The sequence below is a fragment of the Actinomadura sp. CNU-125 genome, assembly GCF_001942465.1.
Classification (GTDB): Bacteria; Actinomycetota; Actinomycetes; order Streptosporangiales; family Streptosporangiaceae; genus Spirillospora.
In genome coordinates, this window is record NZ_MKJY01000510.1 from 1 (window position 1) to 16,138 (window position 16,138).

20 protein-coding genes are annotated in these 16,138 nt (G+C 74.2%); 13 read left to right on the plus strand and 7 right to left on the minus strand.

All coding sequences use genetic code 11. From position 1 onward, the window contains the following. The 5 genes from BJF79_RS63720 to BJF79_RS39095 form a co-directional block, all read right to left on the minus strand. Positions 1-212: hypothetical protein (locus BJF79_RS63720; RefSeq protein ID WP_143220793.1), on the minus strand; the 212-nt coding region annotated here is incomplete at its 3' end. A gap of 18 nt (positions 213-230) precedes the next feature. After that, positions 231-848, minus strand: a complete 618-nt coding sequence (locus BJF79_RS66055; RefSeq protein WP_316043529.1) for an MFS transporter — start codon at positions 846-848, stop codon at positions 231-233. Further along, positions 845-1,459: an MFS transporter gene (locus BJF79_RS66060; protein ID WP_316043530.1), complete on the minus strand. Its 615-nt coding sequence runs from the start codon at positions 1,457-1,459 to the stop codon at positions 845-847. Before BJF79_RS66060 ends, BJF79_RS66055 begins: the two co-directional genes overlap by 4 nt. 82 nt (positions 1,460-1,541) lie before the next feature. Further along, on the minus strand, positions 1,542-2,060 hold the full coding sequence (locus BJF79_RS39090) for a cyclic nucleotide-binding domain-containing protein (protein ID WP_143220794.1): 519 nt from the start codon (positions 2,058-2,060) through the stop codon (positions 1,542-1,544). A 175-nt stretch (positions 2,061-2,235) separates the two neighbouring features. After that, positions 2,236-3,954 (minus strand): GAF domain-containing sensor histidine kinase, encoded by a 1,719-nt coding sequence (locus tag BJF79_RS39095; RefSeq protein ID WP_075904977.1) that lies wholly within the window; start codon positions 3,952-3,954, stop codon positions 2,236-2,238. 136 nt (positions 3,955-4,090) lie between these two features. On the opposite strand from BJF79_RS39095, the gene BJF79_RS39100 reads away from it, so the two are divergent. Continuing rightward, complete coding sequence (locus BJF79_RS39100; protein WP_075904979.1) at positions 4,091-4,792, plus strand: response regulator; 702 nt, start codon at positions 4,091-4,093, stop codon at positions 4,790-4,792. Between the two features lie 26 nt (positions 4,793-4,818). On the opposite strand, the gene BJF79_RS39105 is transcribed toward BJF79_RS39100, so the two are convergent. Both BJF79_RS39105 and BJF79_RS63725 read right to left on the minus strand, forming a co-directional pair. Further along, positions 4,819-7,497, minus strand: a complete 2,679-nt coding sequence (locus tag BJF79_RS39105; RefSeq protein WP_262403226.1) for an ATP-binding protein — start codon at positions 7,495-7,497, stop codon at positions 4,819-4,821. Next, positions 7,455-7,676, minus strand: coding sequence for a hypothetical protein (locus tag BJF79_RS63725; protein WP_262403227.1), 222 nt, complete (start codon positions 7,674-7,676; stop codon positions 7,455-7,457). Before BJF79_RS63725 ends, BJF79_RS39105 begins: the two co-directional genes overlap by 43 nt. Positions 7,677-8,104: 428 nt before the next feature. Between BJF79_RS63725 and BJF79_RS39110 the strand changes: the two genes are divergently transcribed. The 12 genes from BJF79_RS39110 to BJF79_RS39150 all read left to right on the plus strand — a co-directional run bounded on the left by BJF79_RS39110 (position 8,105) and on the right by BJF79_RS39150 (position 16,042). Next, positions 8,105-9,019: a sensor histidine kinase gene (locus BJF79_RS39110; RefSeq protein ID WP_075904983.1), complete on the plus strand. Its 915-nt coding sequence runs from the start codon at positions 8,105-8,107 to the stop codon at positions 9,017-9,019. A gap of 185 nt (positions 9,020-9,204) precedes the next feature. Then, positions 9,205-9,810: a hypothetical protein gene (locus BJF79_RS39115; RefSeq protein WP_075904985.1), complete on the plus strand. Its 606-nt coding sequence runs from the start codon at positions 9,205-9,207 to the stop codon at positions 9,808-9,810. After that, positions 9,807-9,998, plus strand: a complete 192-nt coding sequence (locus BJF79_RS54530) for a hypothetical protein (RefSeq protein WP_143220795.1) — start codon at positions 9,807-9,809, stop codon at positions 9,996-9,998. The genes BJF79_RS39115 and BJF79_RS54530 overlap by 4 nt, the downstream gene beginning before the upstream one ends. Continuing rightward, positions 9,959-10,675 (plus strand): response regulator transcription factor, encoded by a 717-nt coding sequence (locus tag BJF79_RS39120; RefSeq protein ID WP_075904987.1) that lies wholly within the window; start codon positions 9,959-9,961, stop codon positions 10,673-10,675. Before BJF79_RS54530 ends, BJF79_RS39120 begins: the two co-directional genes overlap by 40 nt. Positions 10,676-10,779: 104 nt before the next feature. After that, on the plus strand, positions 10,780-10,908 hold the full coding sequence (locus tag BJF79_RS54535; protein ID WP_143220796.1) for a lasso RiPP family leader peptide-containing protein: 129 nt from the start codon (positions 10,780-10,782) through the stop codon (positions 10,906-10,908). 75 nt (positions 10,909-10,983) lie between these two features. Then, a complete protein-coding gene (locus BJF79_RS54540) occupies positions 10,984-11,124 on the plus strand; it encodes a lasso RiPP family leader peptide-containing protein (protein ID WP_143220797.1) in 141 nt (46 codons plus the stop codon). Between the two features lie 66 nt (positions 11,125-11,190). After that, the gene (locus BJF79_RS39125) at positions 11,191-13,023 is read left to right on the plus strand and encodes an asparagine synthase-related protein (protein ID WP_075904990.1); all 1,833 of its coding nucleotides are present in this window, start codon (positions 11,191-11,193) and stop codon (positions 13,021-13,023) included. After that, on the plus strand, positions 13,020-13,271 hold the full coding sequence (locus BJF79_RS39130; protein WP_075904993.1) for a lasso peptide biosynthesis PqqD family chaperone: 252 nt from the start codon (positions 13,020-13,022) through the stop codon (positions 13,269-13,271). The genes BJF79_RS39125 and BJF79_RS39130 overlap by 4 nt, the downstream gene beginning before the upstream one ends. Beyond that, complete coding sequence (locus BJF79_RS39135) at positions 13,268-13,696, plus strand: lasso peptide biosynthesis B2 protein (protein WP_075904995.1); 429 nt, start codon at positions 13,268-13,270, stop codon at positions 13,694-13,696. Before BJF79_RS39130 ends, BJF79_RS39135 begins: the two co-directional genes overlap by 4 nt. Then, positions 13,693-14,244, plus strand: a complete 552-nt coding sequence (locus tag BJF79_RS39140; protein ID WP_075904998.1) for a MauE/DoxX family redox-associated membrane protein — start codon at positions 13,693-13,695, stop codon at positions 14,242-14,244. Before BJF79_RS39135 ends, BJF79_RS39140 begins: the two co-directional genes overlap by 4 nt. Next, complete coding sequence (locus BJF79_RS39145) at positions 14,241-15,191, plus strand: ABC transporter ATP-binding protein (RefSeq protein ID WP_075905000.1); 951 nt, start codon at positions 14,241-14,243, stop codon at positions 15,189-15,191. Before BJF79_RS39140 ends, BJF79_RS39145 begins: the two co-directional genes overlap by 4 nt. Beyond that, entirely contained in the window at positions 15,188-16,042 is an 855-nt protein-coding gene (locus BJF79_RS39150) for an ABC transporter permease (protein WP_262403228.1), read from the plus strand. Before BJF79_RS39145 ends, BJF79_RS39150 begins: the two co-directional genes overlap by 4 nt. The last annotated feature ends 96 nt before the right edge of the window (positions 16,043-16,138 follow it).

Consider the following 16,138-nt stretch of genomic DNA (forward strand, 5'->3'; position numbering starts at 1 on the left):
CACGACCCCGTGCAATTCACCCCGTGCGTCGAACGCACCACCTTGTCGTGCGACCAGCGGTCACGATAGAACGCGTCCGCCTGCCGTCCGCCGCTTTTGGTCACGGTCCGCAGATCCGGTGACACGTTCGCCCGGGTGAAGAATCTGCGGGTGCTCACCAGCGTTTCTTCGAGCGGGCCGTCGAGGCCCGGCCGGTCTTTATTCGAACTCACTCTCTAGAATCCTTTCGATTACCGGAGCCGCTGGACCGCGGTCCGGCGGTTCACCGCGGCGCGCCGGACGACCGTGCCCGTGAAGACCGCGGTCGCTGCGGCCACGACCGCCAGCGCCATCAGACCGACCGTGTACGAGCCGTGGCTGCCGTAGACGGATCCCATGACCAGCGGCGGGACGAACCCGCCGAGCCCGCCCGCCGCGCCGACCACACCGGTGACCGAACCGACCTCGTTCGCCGGGGTCAGCCGCGCCACCAGCGCGAACGTCGCGCCGCTGCCCGCGCCGAGCACGGTCGCCATCACCAGGAACGCGATCGTGCCGACCGGCAGCAGCGGCGGCGCGAACGCCTGCGCCGCCGCGGCGGCGACCGTCAGCGCCAGCGACGCGCTCAGCACCCGGGTCGCGCCGACCCGGTCCGACAGCCAGCCGCCGACCGGACGCATCAGCACCGCCAGCAGCACGAACCCGGCCATCCGGTGCGCCGCGTCCGACTGCGAGAGCCCGTACTCCGTCCGCAGATACGTGGGCAGGTACACCGAGAAAGCCACGTACCCGCCGAACGTCACGGCGTACAGCACCGACAGTTGCCAGGTGACGCCCATCCGGGCCGCGGCGGCCAGCCGCGCGGTCATCGGCTCGTCCGGCGCGGTCGGCCCGGCGCCTCCCGCAGGACGAACCACGCGACCACCGCGTAGACCGCGAGCAGGACGGACGTCAGCGCGAACGGCGCGGCGTCGCCCCACCGGTCGACGAGACCGACGGTGGTCAGCGCGCTGATCGCCGTGCCGCCCATCCCGGCGCCGAAGACCCCGATCGCCAGGCCCCGCCGCTCCGGCGGGAACCACGCGTTGACGAACGGGACGCCGACCGCGAACGCCGTCCCGCCGATGCCGAGGAAGAACCCGCCGGCCAGCAGCGCCGGCAGCGACGACTGCCCGGCCACGCCGAGGTACAGCACCGGCACGATCGTGATCAGCGAGATCAGCGGGAACATCACCCGCCCGCCGAACCGGTCGGTGAGCGCCCCCACCGGGATCCGCCCCACCGACCCGACCACGACCGGCACCGCCACGAGCAGCGACTGCTCGAACGACGACAGGTCCAGCGCGTCCTGGAAGCGCGGCCCCAGCGGGCTCAGCAGCGCCCACGCCCAGAAGTTCACCGCGAACCCGGCCGTGGCCACCACGAGCATCAGCATGGGCCGCCCGGCCCCGGGTTCGGTCTTGTCCCGTAGTTCAGTCACCGTGTGTTCCGCTCCGGCCGTCCGGCCCTGTTCCGTGACACCTGCACTTCACCGGGCGGTCGTGATCGACGCCCGATGCCAGTCACCCTCGCGGACGGTGCTGATCTCCATTAGGGACTTTCGTCCCCAGACGGGTCCCTCTCTCCGGAGTCTCCGCGCGGGACGGGTCCGCCAGCCGCGCCCGGGCCGCCTCCAGCCGTTGGACGACCAGTTCTGCGAAGCGGCGCGTCAGCTCGTGGCCCAGCGACGGATCGACCGCGCAGAGCGTCCGGACCAGGCGGCCGTCGAACTCGACCGCCCGGACGGGCGTGCAGGCGACGCCCCCGGACCGCCACCGGTGCGGGGGGAACAGCCACGACCAGCCAAGGACGGAATCCGGCCCGAGGGTCTCGACGACGACGGACCCGTGCCCCGCGACGTGCAGGTCGACGGCGACCGAGCCGTCCCGGACGAGCCAGAACCGCTCCGCCGGATCGTCCTCGGCGAACAGGCGCCGTCCCGCCGGGAACCCGGCGAACCGGGCCGCCGTCGCCAGCCTGCTCAGGCCGCCGTGCCCCATCCCGCCGAAGAACGGTGCACGCGCGAGGTCCGCAGCGGTCACGATGCCCACCCGGATCGCCCCTCTTCTCTCGTCCGCCGGTGCCCAGGAAGGCCATCCCACCGCCGGACGGCCCGCGCGCACAGGGCCGAAGGGCCCTTCGCGGCAGGGACTTCCGCCGCCGGTACCGCTCCGGGGCGGGCGGGAAGGGGGACGGGAGAGGGAACGGGCGGGCGCGTCAGCCGTCGCCGAGCGGGACCCGCCAGACGAGCACCGTCCCGTCGTCCGCGCGCGGCTCGGCGGTGAACGAACCGTTCAGGCCCTCGGCGCGCTCGGCCATGTTGCGCAGGCCGCTGCGCCGGCCGTCCGCGGGGATGCCGACCCCGTTGTCCTCCACCCGGAGGGTGACCTCGTCGGTCACGTCGACGGCCACGCCGACCCGCGAGGCGTGGGCGTGCCGCGCCACGTTCGACAGCGCCTCCCGGACGACGGCCAGCAGATGCTCGCCGACGGCGTCGTCGACCGCGGTGTCCAGCAGCCCGTCCAGCCGCACGGACGGGGCGAACCCGAGCTGCTCGGCGGCGGCGTCCACCAGGGCGTGCAGCCTGCTGCGCAGCGACTCGGTGTCGGCGGGGGCCTGCAACGCGAAGATCGTCGACCGGATCTGCCGCATCGTGCCGTCCAGGTCGTCCACCGCCCGCTGGATCCGGACCCGCACCTCCCGCTTCTGCGTGATCTTGGTCGCCGCCATCAGCGTCATCGCCGTGGCGAACAGCCGCTGGATCACCGTGTCGTGCAGGTCCTTCGCGATGCGGTCGCGGTCCTCCAGCAGCGCCAGCCGCTCGGCGTCCCGGCGCCGGTCCGCCAACTCCAGCGCCATCGCCGCCTGCCCGGCGAACGCCTCCAGCAGCCGCTGCGTCCCCTCCGAGAACGTCGCGCCCCCCGGCGGGTTCATCACCGAGATCAGCCCGCGGGCCGACTCGCCCACGCCCAGCGGCACCGCCAGCAGCGGCCCGACCTGCACCTCCGCCGGGACGTTCGCCTCGCGCGCGGCCCCGCTCCCGTCGACGAGCCGCCGCGCCACCCCGTCCGCGAAGACCTTCCCGGCCAGCGGATGCTCCAGCGGCACCCGCAGTCCCACCAGCCGGTCGGCGCCGTCGCCGTGCGCGGCCTCGACCAGCAGGCCGCGGCCGTCCTCGTCGACCAGTGCGACCGCCGCCAGCCCGGCGTCGGCGACCTCCCCGGCGCGCCGCGCCACCAGCGCCGTCACCTCGTGCGGGTCGGTGCCCGACAGCAGCGCGGTGGAGATCTCGGTGGACGCCTCCAGCCACCGCTCGCGCCGCCGCGTCTCCTCGTACAGCCGCGCGTTCTCGATCGCGACGCCCGCGGCCGTCGCCAGCGCGGACACCACGACCTCGTCCTCGTCCTCGAACCCGCCGCCGCCCGCCTTCTCGGTCAGGTACAGGTTCCCGAACACCTCGTCCCGGACCCGGATCGGCACCCCCAGGAACGTGCCCATCGGCGGGTGGCCCGGCGGGAACCCGAACGAGTCGGGGTGCTCGCCGAGGTCCGCCAGCCGGATCGGACGCGGCTCCCGGATCAGCAGCCCGAGGATGCCGTGCCCGTGCGGCCAGTGGCCGATGGCCTCGATCTCCTCGTCGCTCACCCCGACGGTCACGAACCGGACGAGCCGCTCGCCGTCCTCCCCGATCACGCCCAGGGCGCCGTAGCGCGCGTCGACCAGCGTCGTCGCGGCCTCGATGATCCGCCGCAGCACGGTCTCCAGCGCCAGGTCGCTGCCGATCGAGACCACCGCCTCCAGCAGCGCGTGGACCCGGTCGCGGGTCGCCCGCGCGGCCTCCAGCCGCGTCTGCAGCTCGCTCAGCAGCTCGTCCAGTTGCAGTTGCGGGAGAACGAGCCTCGCCCGATCCGCGCCAGCTCGGGGTTCATCGGCCATATACCCAGTATTCCGGACACCCGGCGTGCCGCCGCAGCGGCCGTGCCCCGCGCCGCCACCGACCGGACGCCGCGTCGCGCCCGCCGCCGCGGACCGGGTAACGTCCGAGCAGCACCGGCGAAACGGGGGAATCGGGATGACCGGCGACGAACCGGAGGGCGCCCGGACGATCCGGGTGTTCCTGCTCGACGATCACGAGGTGGTCCGGCGGGGCGTGGCGGCGCTGCTGTCCGCCGAGGACGACATCGAGATCGTCGGCGAGGCCGGGACGGCGGCGGAGGCGCTGGCGCGGATCCCCGCGGCCCGGCCCGACGTGGCGGTCCTGGACGTCCGGCTCCCGGACGGCGACGGCGTCGGCGTCTGCCGCGACATCCGCTCGCGGGAGTCCGCTCCGGCCTGCCTGATCCTGACCTCGTTCGACGACGAGGACGCGCTCTTCGACGCGGTGATGGCCGGGGCGTCCGGCTACGTCCTCAAGCAGATCCACGGGTCGGACCTGGTCGGCGCGGTCCGCACCGTCGCCGCCGGGCAGTCGCTGCTCGACCCGCGCAGCACCGCCCGCATGCTGCAGCGGATCCGCACCCGCCAGGAGAAGAAGGACCCGCTGCACGGCCTCACGGAACAGGAACGCCACATCCTGGAACTCATCGGCGAAGGGCTCACCAACCGGCAGATCGGCGAGCGCCTCTTCCTCGCCGAGAAGACGGTCAAGAACTACATCTCCACCATCTTCGCCAAGCTCGGAATGAACCGCCGCACCCAGGCGGCCGCGCTCGCCGCCCGGATCAAGGCCGGTTCCGCCCCCACCGGCCAGGGGAACGGCAAGACCGCGCCCTGACGGCCCGGCCGTCACGCGTCTCCCCGTCAGGCGACCGGGCCGCGCCCGGCGGCCGTCCGCTGGAAGACCTCGTGCGCGATGCCGAGCGAGAGCGCCGTGCCGTCCGCCGACTCCGCGCCCTGCCGCCACGCCTCGGTGTACGCGGGCGACCCCAAGTGCTCGCGCACCCGGCTCGTCGTACGGGCGTGGAGGACGTGGAGGGGCTCCAGCCCCGCGAGCGCGGCACCGGTCACCCGGCGCTGGTGGTGCGCGGCCCCCAGCAGCCGCGCGGCGTGGTCATGGTGGCCGAGGCCGCCGACGGTCCACGCGAGGACCTCCATGACCCAGGCGGGGCCCCAGCGGTCGTCCATGGCCCGTTGCCGGACGAGCGCGCCGCAGAGCGGCATCAGCGCGCGGCCGGGGTCGCCGTGCAGGAACTCGGTGAGACCGGTGCACCATCGGGCCCACGTACGCGCCCATTCGGCGCCGGACCCGTCGGCCTCGGCGACATAGGTTCCGCAGGCGTCCACGGCGGTGGTCCGGTCGCCCAGGAAGGCCGCGGCGATCGCCCAGAACATCGTGGCCATGTGGGCGTCCCCGGTGCGGCCCGCGGCGCGGAACTCCGCCCGGACCCGCGCGAGCCGGCCGATGCACGCGGGGTCGCTCCGCGCCAGCAGCCCGTGGACGCCTTCGACGTAGGCCACCGGGGTCGGTGCGTGGGGGGCGGCCGAGCGGCACCGGTCCAGGAACGTCTCCGCGGCCGAGCGGTCGCCCTGGACGCACGCCACGAAGGTCTTCATGACCAGCGCGGGCACGGCTTCCTCGCGGAGCCCGGCGCCCGCCGACAGCGTCTCCAGCCAGTGCCGCGCCTCACCGAGGGTGGCGCTGAAGAACCAGGAGCGGGTCCGCGTGAGGTCGACGGCGATGTCGGCGCCCGTCCGGGCCCGGCCCGGGTGGGCGAGGCAGAAACTCAGGGCGGCGCGGAGATTGGGCAGTTCGGTGCGCAGCCGGTCGAGCCATTCGGCTTCACGGGGGCTGCACCAGTCGGCGGCGGCCCGCGCGGCCAGCGCGCGGAAGTGGTCGCTGTGCCGGAAGCGGAACGCGGTGTCGCCCGCGTCCGCCCGGAGGCGGTCCAGCCCGTACTCGCGGATCGTCTCGAGCAGCCGGTAACGAACGGTGCCGCCGTCGCCGTCGGCGAACACGACCGACTTGTGGATGAGCCCGGTCAGCAGGTCGAGCACGTCGGCCCGCTCGATGCCGTCGTCCGCGCACACGGCTTCGGCGGCCGCGAGGTCGAAGCTGCCCGCGAACACCGACAACCGCGTCCACAGCAGGCGCTCTCCCGGTGTGCACAGGCTGTAGCTCAGGTCCATGACCCCGCGCAGGGTCCGCCGGTAGCGGTCGCCCGCGGGGGCGCGGGGCGCGGCCAGGAGCCGGAAGCGGTCCGCCAGGCGTTCCGCGATCTCCCCGACGGTGAGCGAGGTCAGGCGGACGGCCGCCAGCTCGATGGCCAGCGGGATCCCGTCCAGGCGCCGACAGAGGTCGGCGGCCGCGGCGGCGTCGCGTTCCCCGGCCCGCAGGGGGGCGGCGCAGGCCGCCGCCCGGTCGATCAGCAGGCGCACGGCCTCGCACGTCCCGCCGTCCTCGTCGCCGTGCAGGGGCAGCCCGGAGACGAGGAAGACGTGCTCGCCCGGGACACCGAGCCGCTCCCGGCTGGTGGCGAGCACCCGGAGCCCCGGCGCCGCGCACAGCAGCCGCGGCACCAGCTCCGCCACGGCATCGACCAGGTGCTCGCAGTTGTCGAGGACGAGCAGCAGCCGCCGTCCGCGCAGGTGGTCGGTCAGGGCGTCCACCGTCGAGCGCACGGACTGGTCGCGCAGCCCGAGCGATCCGGCGACCGCCCGTTCCACCAGCGTCGGGTCGGTCAGCGCGGCGAGGTCCGCCAGCCACGCGCCGTCCGGGAAGACGGGCGCGACCTGCCCGGCGGTGCGCAGGGCGAGCCTCGTCTTGCCGACTCCGCCCACCCCGGTCAGGGTGACCAGGCGGGACGCGCGCAGCAGCCGCCGCGTCTCGGCCAGTTCCCTCGCCCGGCCGATGAAGGACGTCGTTTCGGCGGGCAGATTGCCCGTGGGCGGCGACGCTTTCGCGGGCGCGGCGGGCGGGGATCCGGTACCGGACGGCGGCGCGGCGATCTCCGGCGCGCCCGTGAGCATCCGCCGGTGCAGCGTCCGCAGTTCGTCGCCCGGATCGATGCCGAGTTCCTCCGCGAGCAGGCGGGCGACCTCCCGGTAGCACTCCAGCGCCTCTCCCTGCCGCCCGGACCGGTAGAGGGCAAGCATCCGCTGAGCCCAGAAGCGTTCGCGCAGCGGGTGACGCTCGGTCAACCTGCGCAACTGCGGAAGCGCGTCGGCGGGGCGTCCGCACCGGATGACGGCGTCCGCCCACAGTTCCTGCGCGGCCAGCCGCTGTTCGCACAGCGCGGGGACGACGTCCCGGAAACGCTCGGCGGGCAGGTCCCCCAAGGGGTCGCCCCGCCACAGGCCGAGCGCCTCGCCGAGCAGCGCCGCCGCGCGCCCGGACTCCCCGCCGGACGCCGCGTCCGCCCCCTGCCGGACGAGCGAGGCGAACCGGTGCGCGTCCAGGCCGTCCGGCGTCACGTCGATCAGGTAACCGCGGCGGTCGGTCACCACGACGTCCGGCCCCAGGGTGCGGCGGACCCGCAGCACGTAGTTCTGGACGGCGTTGCGCGCTCCGTCCGGCGGGTCTCGCCCCACAGCCTGCCCACCAGGGCGTCCACCGAGACGACCTGGCCCGCGTCGACGAGCAGGGCGGCGAGCAGGCTGCGCTGCCGACCGGAGCCGATGGGAACACGGGCACCGTCGCGCGTGACGCTGAGAGGACCCAAGATCCCGAATTCGTACCGCACGTTCCCTTAATATAGCCGAATGTAATCGAAACACTACTAACTGTTCGCTCCTTCGTTGTGACCCGCCGGGGAGTGACCGGCGCGTGACCGGAGTGACAGCGCCCTCCGCCACCGTCGTCCTGTGGGACATCGCACCTCGGCCGCGGCCGACCCCCGCCCGGGCGCCGCGCCGCCGGGCGGGCCCGCGCAGCGGGCGATGCTCCGGCAGTCCATCCGGTTCATGATCGTCCTGCGGCTGACCAGCTGCGCCCTGGGCGGCGCCGTGGCGCTCGCCGGGCGCACGTCGGCGGCCCGTCCCGAGTGGGTCACGGGATGCGCCGCCGTGCTCCTCGCCTGGGGCGTCCTGTTCGTCCTGGTCATGCTCGCGCGGGCCCGCGCGGTGGCTCCTGGCCGGAGACGTCGCGCTGGTGTGCGCCCTGTGCCTCGCGCACGGCGAGCTCGTCCCCGGCCAGGTCCTCCAGGCGAGCGCGGGCACCGGCTGGGTGGACATCGCCGCCGGCAGCGGCGTTTTCATCGCCCAGTTCGCACTGCGGCAGCCGGCCGGCATGGCGGTGGCGCTGCTCATCGCCGCCGCCTACACCGCCGGGGCGCCCGGCCCGCGGGAGGCTCCCGTCCTCTTGCTGGTGCAGGGCGCGCTGGCGGCCACGCTCGTCGGCCTGCTCCGCCGGGAGGCGCGCGCGGTGGACCGGGAACTCGCCGCCCGGGCCGACGCGGCCGCCGCCCGGGCGCGCGTTCGGCGGCCCGCGCCGACGAGCGCGACCAGCAGCGCCGCCTGCACGACACCGTGCTCGCGACCCTCACCATCGTCGGCACCGGCGGGCTCGACGCCGCGTCCCCCGTGCTGGCCGGGCGCGCGGCGGCCGACCTGGGCGGTCATCGGACGGCCTGCGGGACGGGCGGGAGCGCGCCGCCGCCGGACGGCCGGCCGCGCCGCACCCGTCGACCTGGCGCTGCGCGCCGCCGCCACCGCGCCGCGGCCGGGCCTGCCCGCGCTGCGCGTCGCCCGCCGACCTCGCACCGTGCGAGCTGCCGCACGACGACCGTGGCGGCGCTCGCGCGCGAGCGCCGAGGAAGCGCTGGCGAACGTCGCCCGGCACGCGGGGACGGGCACGGCACGGCTCGCCCTCGAACGGACGCCGCGCGCCGTCGTCCTGACGATCGCCGACGACGGCGACGGGTTCGACCCCACGGCCGTCCCGCCCCACCGCAGGGGGTTGCGCGAGTCGGTCCACGGCCGGATGCGGGCCGCGGGCGGGGGAGCGTGCGTCGAATCGAGGCCCGGGACCGGCACGTGCGTCCGGCTGTGGTGGCCCGATGCGTGACGGCGGCGCGGCGGCGGGCGTCCCGGACGTGCCGGACCGCGACGGCGCCCGGCCCATCGCCGTCCGCTACGCGCGGGCGTTCAACATCACCGTGATCGGCATCGTCGCGGTCTGGCACGCCGGCTACGACCTCGTGATCATCACGCGCGGCTGGCCGAGATACGAGCCCGCGGCGGCCGTGGTCCATGCTCCTGGTGCACCGCCCCTTCCGCGAACCGGTCATCTTCATGATCGTCAACATCGGCGGGACCGCGGCGCACATGGTCGTGGACGGCTCGCTCGACCACGTCGCGGTCACCCGCCTGATCACCGTCGCCTACACCACGGCCGGCGTCCAGCTCATCTTCACCTGGCTGGGCGGACGGCTCCACGGCGCCGCCCGCAACGCCACCGAGTCGGCCCGGCGGCAGGCCGCGAACCGCGCCCGGGCCGCCGCCGAGGAAGCCGTGCACGCCGAACGGCGGCGGCGCTACGACTACCTGCGCACCCGGATCGAGCCGCTCCTGCACGGCCTGGCGACGTCGCGGACGGACCCGGGAGACGACGCCGTCTGGCGCCGCGTCGCGATCGCGCGGCCGCCCGGCTGCGGCGGCTCTTCGCCGAGACCGACGACGCCCCGCACCCGCTGCTGCACGAGCTGCGCGGCCTGCGCGGACGTCGCGAACGCCGCGCCGTGGCCGTCGCCCTGCTCGGCTACGGCGACGTCCCGCCGCTGCCCGCGGCGGCCCGCCGCGCGCTCGCCGAAGGGCCCCTGCTGGTCCTGGCGGCGGCCGCCACCTGGGCCCGGGTGACCGTCGTCGCGAGGTCCGGCGAGGTGGTGGTCGGCGCGGTGGCGGACGTCGCCGAGGCGGCCGCGGCCGACATCGCCGCCGACATCGCCGCACAGCCGAGCGGGCCGACGGCACCGTCGGTCACGCACGATCGAGAGGAGAACCGGATATGGGTGGAGACCCGCTGGAGCCCCGGCGGATCACCGTAGGAGTCATCGACGATCACCCGGTCGTCATCGAGGGCGTCCGGGCCTGGCTGGCCTGCGACCCGCGCGTCGAGGTCGCGCACGTCGCCGACACCGTCGACGACGTCCCCGCGGGCCTCGACGTCCTCATCCTCGACCTGAACCTGCACGGACGGCTCGTCCTGGCCGACGTCGCGGAACTGGCCCGCCGCACCCAGCGGGTGATCACCTTCTCCCAGTTCACCGAACGGGAGACGGTCCTGGCGGCCCTGGACGCGGGCGCGTGCGAGTTCGTCGCCAAGAACGAGGGCCGCGACCACCTCCTGGAGGCGGTGCTCACCGTGGCCGCCGACCGGCCCTACGTGACGCCCACCGCCGCGGGCGTCCTGGCCGCCGACGAGCGGGGCACCGCGCTCCGGCTGTCCGACCGGGAGCGGACGGCGCTGCTGCTGTGGTTCCAGTCGATGTCCAAGGCGTCGGTCGCCCGCCGGATGGGCGTCTCGGTGCACACCGTCGAGATGTACATCAAGCGGGCGCGCGTGAAATACGCCCAGGCGGGCCGTCCCGCGCCCACGAAGGCCGACATGCTCGCACGCGCCATCGAGGACGGCCTGATCCGTCCCGAAGAAATCGTCGGCTACCGCTCGTCCGCGACATCTTCGGGCGTCGTGCCGCCTTTGTCGCCGTCCCTTGTTACCTGAATAGGGGTCGTGCGCACGGCGGCGGCACCGCTTAGCGTTATCAGTAGGCGAAGGAGCGGAAGAGAAACGCTTCGGAACCGACCGGGAAGAGGAAGGAGAAAACCATGCAGAACGCGTACGAGCCGCCGACGCTCATGGAGATCGGCGACCTCCGCAACGTCACCCTCGGCGAGCCCACGTGGGGCTGGGACGAGCAGAACCAGTGCTGGTGGCTGAACTGCCCCGAGATGTGACGCCGGGCGATCGCTGACCGGAGAGCCGTGCCGGTGCCCGCACCGGCACGGCTCTCTTGCCGGAAAGGAGTTTTCATGAATTCGCATCGGTACGCCTATGAGTCGCCGACGCTGACCGCGATCGGATCGCTCGGCGAAGTGACCCTGGGGGGAACCGACTGGGGCTTCGAAATCGACTACTACTGCTATTGGGGTCAGTGCCCCGATGGCGGCTGAGAACCGGACGCCGGACGCCGGCGGGTTCGCGATGCCGGCGTCCGGCGTGTTTCGGGAGGAGAGGAAATGCGTTTCATCGTTGTTCCCGACAACGCGGCGGGAGAGGCCGTCGCGGCGTCGCTGCGCGACCGGCCGGGGCCGCGGACACTGGACCACGGATCGGGACGCCCCTGGATCGTCGGCTGGTGGCGGGACGAGGAGGTCGCCTGGGCCGCCGCCGGGCGGCGGCGCATCGCCGTCCTCGGCACCGCGTCGGCGACCGGGCCCTGGCTGGCCCGGTACATCGCCCGGCTGCACGGCCCCGGCGGCCTGAACGACCTGTGGCGCGAACTGCCCGGCAGCTTCCACGCGGTCGCGATGCTGGACGGCACCCTGTGCGTGCAGGGCAGCCTGTCCAGGGCCCGTGCGGTGTTCTACGGCGAGGTGCTCGGCACCACCGTGGCGGCGGACCGTCCGGACACGCTCGCCATGCTGACCCGCGCCGGTGTTCGGACGGAGTCGCTGGCGGCCGGGCTCATGGCACCCGCCCAAGTCTGGCCGCTGAGCGAGAGGTGCCCGTGGCAGGGCGTCGAGGCGGTTCCCGCCGACCACCGGCTGGAGATCGCCCCGCGCGGCCGCGTGCGGCTGGAGCGGCGCCATCGTCCCCCGGCGCCGGAGATTCCGCTCGCCGAAGGGGCCGAACGCGTGCGGCGGGCGCTCGACGACGCCGTGGCCGTCCGCGGGCACGGCAGGTCCTCGCTCAGCGTCGATCTGTCGGGCGGGATGGACTCCACCAGCATGTGCTTCCTGGCCGCCGGGAAGGTCGAGCGACTGCTCACGGTCCGCCGCGAATCCAGCGATCCCGGTGACGACGACGGGCACTGGGCCGGGCTCGCCGCCGCCGCGTTGCCCGGCGCGCGGCACATGGTGCATCCGACGACGGACCTGCCCGCCAACTTCGCGGGGCTTCTGGAAGCCGACCCCGACCTGGAGGGCCCGTCCCCCGTCCTGCGGAACCGGGCGGCGATCGTCGAGCAGGCCCGCCTGCTGAGCGCGGCGGGTTCCACGCTGCATCTGACCGGCCACGGCGGCGACGAGCTCTTCTACCCCAATCCCGCCTACCTGTACGACATGCTCCGCCGCGATCCCCTGCTCGCGATCCGGCGGGTGCGCGCCAACCGGGCCGTGTACCGCTGGAAGACGCGCCCGACCGTCCGGGAACTACTCGACCGCACCTCCTTCTCCGACTGGCTCGGACGAGATGTGGGCCGCACGCTCGACGCGTCCGTCCGCAATGTCACGTCCACGCCTTTGAAGGGCTGGGGCATGGCCTATCGGATGCCCGACTGGGCCACGCCCGAAGCGGTGGACTCGGTGCGCCGGACGCTGCGGCGGACCGCCGAGGGGGCCGAGCCGCTGTCGCCGCTGCGGGGACAGCACCTGACGCTGCAGTGCGTCCGGGAGGGCGGTGTCCTGATGCGCCGGATGAACCGCCTGACGGCGGGGCACGGCGTCACCATCGAGGCACCGTTCCTGGACGACCAGGTCATCGAGGCCGCGCTCGCCATCGACTACGCCGACTGCATGGACGCCGGCAGGTACAAGCCCGCGCTGGTGGAGGCGATGCGCGGCATCGTCCCCGACGGGAACCTCGGCCGCCGGACGAAGGCGGAGTTCAGCGGGAACGTCTACGCCGGGCTCCGGCGGCACCGCCCGGAACTGCTGGAGTTGTGCGACGGGATGCGGCTGGCCGACCTCGGCCTGGTCGACGCGGCCGCCCTGCGCGAGATGCTGCTGAGCCTCCCGCCGTTCTCGCTCCGCCTGGTTCCCCTGGTGAACACGTTCGCTTGCGAGGTGTGGCTTCGTTCGCTGCACGCCGGCTCGCGCGCGGTCGTACCCGCGGTCGAGGAGGCCCGATGAGGCTGTCGCCCGACGTGACCGTCACCGAGTCCGGCCGCGACCTGGTGCTGCTCAACACGAAGACCGGGCGGTACTGGACGCTCAACCAGACCGGCGGCGCCGTCCTGCGCCTGCTGATGGACGGGCGCTCGCCCGCCGACGCCGCCGACGAGCTGGCGCGGCGGCATCCCCCGTTCGCCGAACGGATCGGACGGGACGTGGACGCGGTCGTCCGCTCGCTCCTCGACGAGAAGGTGATGCTCCCATGACGATGCCCGTGACGCTCGAACGGACCGGCCGCGTCCCGCTGCGCAGGCGCGTGGCGGCCCGCCCGGCCGTGGCGCTGGCGGCGCTGCTGGCGCGCCTGCCGCCCCGGCGGATGCAACGCGTTCTTCTCGCGATCCGCCGCGGGGCCCGTCCGGCGACGCTCGCGCAGGCGACGGCCGCGCGGGACGCCGTCGTCGCGGTCAGCGTGCGCTGCGCGGGCCAAGGGTGCCTGCGGCGTTCGCTCGCGGTCGTGCTGCTGTGCCGGATGGGCGGGACCTGGCCGGACTGGTGCACCGGCGTCCGCACCGAGCCGTTCCGGGCGCACGCCTGGGTCGAGGCGGAGGGGACGGCGGCGGGGGAGCACGACGACATGCTGCTCTACGCCAAGACCATGACCGTCCCGGCCCGCGTCCGGAAAGGCGGATGATCGTGGACGGGTACGCGCTGCTGGCCGTCCAGGCGCCGCTGGCAGGGATCTTCGCGGTCGCGTCGTTCTCCAAGTTGCGCGTCCCGGAGGACTTTGGGCGCTTTGTCACGACCGTGCGGAAGCTGACGATGCGCTCGGGTCCGTCCACGACCGTGATCGCCGCCGGGTTCGCGACCCTGGAAGCGGTGACGGCGGTGCTGATCGCGGTGCCCGCCACGGCGCGGGCCGGGTTCGCGCTGGCCACGGGACTGCTGACGCTGTTCATCGGCGTGGTGTTCCGCGCCGTGCGCGGCCGGGTGTTCGCCGAGTGCGGGTGCTTCGGTGACCGCAGCGCGCTCATGAGCTACCCGGTCCTCGTCCGTAATGTGCTTCTGCTGGTCATGGCCGTGGCCGGCCTGCTGCTCGCGCCGTCCGGCTCGCCGGTCGGCCCGCTCTGGCACGGCGTCGCCCTCGCCGCCGGGATCGTCCTGGCGCGGCTGATGTTGCGCAGTTACGACCGGGCCGTCGCCGCCGTCTTCAAGCGCCTGCGGCCGGAGCCCGCGTCATGAGGGGCGCGGCGATCGAGGTGACGGGCCTCGGCAAGAGCTTCGGGAAGGTGGCCGCGCTGGACGGCGTCGACCTGACCGTTCCCCAGGGGACGGTGCTGGGGCTTCTCGGTCACAACGGCGCCGGGAAGAGCACCCTGATCGGGGTGCTGGCGACGCTGCTGCGGCCGTCGCGCGGGACGGCCCGCGTCGCGGGTCACGACGTGGTGGACGAACCGTCCCGGGTGCGCCGGAGCATCGGCGTCGCCGGGCAGACCACCACCCTGGACCCGGCGATGTCGGGCCGGGACAACCTGCTCGTCATCGCCCGGCTGTGCGGCGCCGGGCGCCGGGACGCCCGCGCCCGCGCCGACCGGCTCCTCGAACTGTTCGGCCTGACCGCCGCCGCGGGCCGTCCCGCCCGGACCTACTCCGGCGGGATGCGGCGCCGCCTCGACCTCGCGGTGACGCTCGTGCGGCGTCCGGAGGTCGTGTTCCTGGACGAGCCCGGCACCGGCCTCGACCCGGTCAGCCGCCTCGACATGTGGGACATGGTGCGCGGGCTCACCGGCCTCGGCTCCACCGTCGTCCTCACCACGCAGCACTTGGACGAGGCCGATCGGCTGGCGGACTCGATCACCGTCCTGTCCGGGGGCCGCGTGATCGCCGATGGGACGCCCGAGGAGTTGAAGGCCCGGATCGGACGGCGCACCGCGACGGCGTGGTTCGCCGCCGACCAGGACGCCGTCACCGCTTGCCGCGCCCTCGACCACGCGGGCCTGCGGCCCGTGCTGGACCGTCCGCAGCGCAGCGTCGCGGCCGCGCTGACCCGCGACCGCGACCTGGCCGACCTCGTCCGAGCCCTGGACGCCGCCGCCGTCGAACCGGCCCGCCTGACGCTGGCCGAACCGGGACTCGACCAGGTGTACCTGGCCCTCACGTCCGATACGCCCGAACGGAGTTTCCGATGACGACCTGTGCGCAGGCTCCCGCGGCCCGCGACCGTCCACCCGGCACGCTCGCCTTCGACGGCACGTCCGGCTGGCGGGCCGCCGGCACGGCCGCGCAGATGCGGATTCTCACCGCGCGTTCCGTGAAGAGCCTCCTCCTGGACCGCCGACTGCTGCTCGTCGGCCTGATAGAGCCGCTGCTGATGCTCACGGCCTTCGGCCAGGTCTTCTCCGGCATCGTCCATGCCCCGGGCTTCCCGGCGGGCGTCCGCTACATCGACTACCTGCTTCCGGCGCTCTTCCTCATGACGTCCCTGCAGAGCGGCCTCCAGGCCGGGATGGGGCTCGTGGACGACGCGCGCGCGGGCATGCTCGCCCGGTTGCGGACCATGCCGGTCTGGCCGGGGTCGATCCTCGTCGCCCGCAGCCTGGCCGGTCTGACACGGGTCGTCCTGCGGCTCGTTCTCCTGCTGACGCTCGCGTACTGCGTCTTCGGCTACCGCCCGGCGGGCGGGCTCGGCGGCACGCTCGCCGCGGTCGCCCTCGCGCTGGTGATCGGCTGGAGCCTGGGCTGGGTGTTCATCGCGCTGGCCTGCCGGGTCGACAACGCCGAGACGCTCCACGCCGTCGCGGGCGTGGTGATGTTCCCGCTGATGTTCGCCTCCAGCGCCTTCGTCCCGGTGGACGGTCTGCCGTCGTGGCTCGGCCGGGTCGCGAGCCTCAACCCGATCACCTACGGAATCGACGCCGCCCGCGACCTGTCCCTTACCGGTACCGCCGCCATGGGCGCGCTCGTCGCGATCCCGGTGGCGCTCGCCAGCGCGGCACTGACGGTCCCGATCGCCGTCAAGGGCCTGGGCAGGCAGGGATGACAGCCGCCCGAGCCAAGCGAATGTCGCTTTGAGTGGTCGAAAGATCACTCTAAGCTGCAACGTGCCGAGCCCGGACGTCGACGCTCGAGCCGATCG

Bases quoted from the DNA above. Each gene is read 5' to 3' on its own strand.
- BJF79_RS54540 (WP_143220797.1), top strand. From the start codon at position 10,984: ATGAATTCGCATCGGTACGCCTATGAGTCGCCGACGCTGACCGCGATC.
- BJF79_RS39095 (WP_075904977.1), bottom strand. From the start codon at position 3,954: ATGGCCGATGAACCCCGAGCTGGCGCGGATCGGGCGAGGCTCGTTCTC.
- BJF79_RS39150 (WP_262403228.1), top strand. From the start codon at position 15,188: ATGACGACCTGTGCGCAGGCTCCCGCGGCCCGCGACCGTCCACCCGGC.
- BJF79_RS39140 (WP_075904998.1), top strand. From the start codon at position 13,693: ATGATCGTGGACGGGTACGCGCTGCTGGCCGTCCAGGCGCCGCTGGCA.
- BJF79_RS39130 (WP_075904993.1), top strand. From the start codon at position 13,020: ATGAGGCTGTCGCCCGACGTGACCGTCACCGAGTCCGGCCGCGACCTG.
- BJF79_RS54535 (WP_143220796.1), top strand. From the start codon at position 10,780: ATGCAGAACGCGTACGAGCCGCCGACGCTCATGGAGATCGGCGACCTC.
- BJF79_RS39115 (WP_075904985.1), top strand. From the start codon at position 9,205: ATGCTCCTGGTGCACCGCCCCTTCCGCGAACCGGTCATCTTCATGATC.
- BJF79_RS39135 (WP_075904995.1), top strand. From the start codon at position 13,268: ATGACGATGCCCGTGACGCTCGAACGGACCGGCCGCGTCCCGCTGCGC.
- BJF79_RS39125 (WP_075904990.1), top strand. From the start codon at position 11,191: ATGCGTTTCATCGTTGTTCCCGACAACGCGGCGGGAGAGGCCGTCGCG.
- BJF79_RS39120 (WP_075904987.1), top strand. From the start codon at position 9,959: ATGGGTGGAGACCCGCTGGAGCCCCGGCGGATCACCGTAGGAGTCATC.
- BJF79_RS39100 (WP_075904979.1), top strand. From the start codon at position 4,091: ATGACCGGCGACGAACCGGAGGGCGCCCGGACGATCCGGGTGTTCCTG.
- BJF79_RS39145 (WP_075905000.1), top strand. From the start codon at position 14,241: ATGAGGGGCGCGGCGATCGAGGTGACGGGCCTCGGCAAGAGCTTCGGG.
- BJF79_RS66055 (WP_316043529.1), bottom strand. From the start codon at position 848: ATGACCGCGCGGCTGGCCGCCGCGGCCCGGATGGGCGTCACCTGGCAA.